This window comes from Actinotalea sp. JY-7885 (assembly GCF_014525465.1).
GTDB lineage: Bacteria > Actinomycetota > Actinomycetes > Actinomycetales > Cellulomonadaceae > Actinotalea.
Genome location: NZ_JACEXH010000287.1, coordinates 1 through 2,297, shown reverse-complemented (window position 1 = coordinate 2,297; position 2,297 = coordinate 1). Strand labels below are relative to the sequence as shown.

Sequence of the window (2,297 nt, the reverse complement as noted above, 5' to 3'; positions counted from 1 at the left end):
TCGGGCGCGGGGCGCTCGTCGTCGTGCTCCTGGTCACCGCCGTCCTCGCCGCGTCGCTCGCCGGGCCGTGGGACCCGCCCCTGCGCGGGGCGGACCTGCCCCTGCCGGCCGTGACGCAGGCGCCCGCGGCGACCCCCGAGCCGGACCCGATCCGGGAGGCCCTCGAGCAGGTCGACAGCGAGCCGTGGGACCTGACGTGGCTGGGCGTCGTCCTCGCCGTCGCGGCGCTCGCCGGTCTGGCCTACCTGGCCTACCGGGTCGTCCGCGCCCTGCCGCCCCGCCGCGGCGAGGACGCGCCCGACGACGCCGGTGTCGAGGGCGCGGGCACGGTGTCCGTGCGCGCGGCCGAGCCCGACCTGCAGACCCTGCGCGATGCCGTCCGGGGCGCCGACACGCACCTCGCCGCGCGCGTCCCGCCCGCGGACGCCGTGATCGCCGCCTGGGTCGCGCTCGAGGAGGCCGCCCAGCGCTCGGGCGTCCCGCGCGACCCCGCCGCCACGCCCACGGAGTTCACGCTCGACGTCCTGGACCGCACGCCCGTCGACCCGGCCGCCGGCCGCGTGCTCCTGGCGCTCTACCTGCGCGCCCGCTTCAGCACGGAGCCGCTCGGTGCGGACGACGTCGCGGCGGCCACGACCGCGGTGCGCACCCTCGCCGCCGGCCTCGCCGAGCGAGGTGACGCCCCGTGAGGCTGCTGGCGCCGGCCCTGCCCCGGTGGGCCCTGCCCCGGTGGGCCTGGCCCTTCGTGGCCGCGGTCGTCGCGGGCCTGGTCGGGGCCGGGGTCGGCCTGCGCCCCGTCGACGCGCTCCTCGTCGGGCTCGTCACCCTGGTGCTGGCCACGGTGTGGCTCGCGCTCCCGGGCGGCCAGGAGGACCCGTGGCGACCGGGCCGTCCGGACGACGCGGCCGGCACCCGCAGCGAGCTGTCCGTCCTGACCTGGGCCTTCGTCGGCCGGGACGGGCGCGTGAGCGAGGCCGCCGTGCGACACCTTCGCGGGCTCGCGGGCCGGCGCCTCGCGCGCCTGGACCTCGCCGACGTCGACGACCTCACGCCGCTGCCCGCCGGAGCGCTTCCGGACGAGGCGCGTGACCGCGCCCGCGCCCGTGCGCGCGCCGCGCTGGGGGACCGCGCCTGGGCGGCCCTGACCGCGTCCGGCGGCTGGATGCCGTCGCTCGCCGACGTCGCGCACTGCGTCGACGTCATCGAACGCCTCGGCGCCCCCGCGCCCGCCGAACCGCCAGCACGTCCGACCGAAGGGCCCACCTCGTGACCGCACCCACCCCGCCGCCCACCCCGCCGGCCGCCCCGACGGGCGCCGACGCCGTCGGGCCGGCCGAGGCCGCGCCGCTGTCCCCGTCCGAGGTCGCCGTCCGGGCCGACGCCGTGCTGCGCGAGGTCGGCACCGCCGTCGTCGGCATGGCCGAGCCGCTGCGCATCGCGCTCGCCGCGGTCCTCGCGGGCGGGCACGTGCTCTTCGAGGACGTCCCCGGGCTCGGCAAGACGCTGGCGGCCCGCAGCCTCGCGACGGCGCTGGGGCTCGACTTCCGGCGGATCCAGTGCACGCCCGACCTGCTGCCGTCCGACATCACCGGCTCGGCGGTCTACGACCCGCAGAGCACGTCCTTCCGCTTCCGGCCGGGGCCCGTGTTCACGGGCCTGCTGCTCGCGGACGAGATCAACCGCACCGCGCCCAAGACGCAGTCCGCGCTGCTCGAGGCGATGGCCGAGCGCCAGGTCACCGTCGACGGCGAGACGTACCCGATGGCGCGGCCGTTCCACGTCATGGCCACCTCGAACCCGGTCGAGTACGAGGGCACCTACCCCCTGCCCGAGGCGCAGCTCGACCGCTTCATGGTGCGGCTGGCCGTCGGCTACCCCGGCCGCGAGGCGGAGGCGGACGTCCTGGGCCGGCGCCTGGGCCGGCGTCAGGAGGCCGCGCCCGTGCAGCGCGTGGTGGACCCCGCCACCCTGCTCGCGATGCAGGCGGGCGTCGAGGCGGTCGAGGTGGACGACGACGTCGTCCTGTACTGCGTCGACCTGGCCGCCGCGACCCGCGCGCACGACGCGGTCGACGTCGGCGCGTCGCCGCGCGGGTCCCAGGCGCTGCTGCTCGTCGCCCGCGCGCTCGCCGTGCTGTCGGGCCGCGCGTTCGTGGCGCCCGAGGACGTCAAGGCCGTCGCGGTGCCCGCCCTCGCGCACCGGCTCACCCTGACGCCCGCGACGTGGGCGGCCGGCGTTGCGGCGCAGGACGTCGTGGCCGAGGTCGTGGCGCGCGTGCCCGGGCCGGCGACGGTGCC

3 protein-coding genes are annotated in these 2,297 nt (G+C 79.0%); all 3 read left to right on the top strand.

Annotation, left to right across the window (positions count from 1 at the left end; translation table 11 throughout):
• On the top strand, positions 1-689 hold a 689-nt coding region (locus tag IDM29_RS16345), incomplete at its 5' end, for a DUF4129 domain-containing protein (protein WP_188037800.1).
• Positions 686-1,270 (top strand): hypothetical protein, encoded by a 585-nt coding sequence (locus IDM29_RS16340; RefSeq protein WP_182112483.1) that lies wholly within the window; start codon positions 686-688, stop codon positions 1,268-1,270. The genes IDM29_RS16345 and IDM29_RS16340, both read left to right, overlap by 4 nt.
• 77 nt (positions 1,271-1,347) lie before the next feature.
• Positions 1,348-2,297, top strand: a 950-nt coding sequence (locus IDM29_RS16335; RefSeq protein WP_255500367.1) for a MoxR family ATPase, incomplete at its 3' end; no start/stop codon positions are given.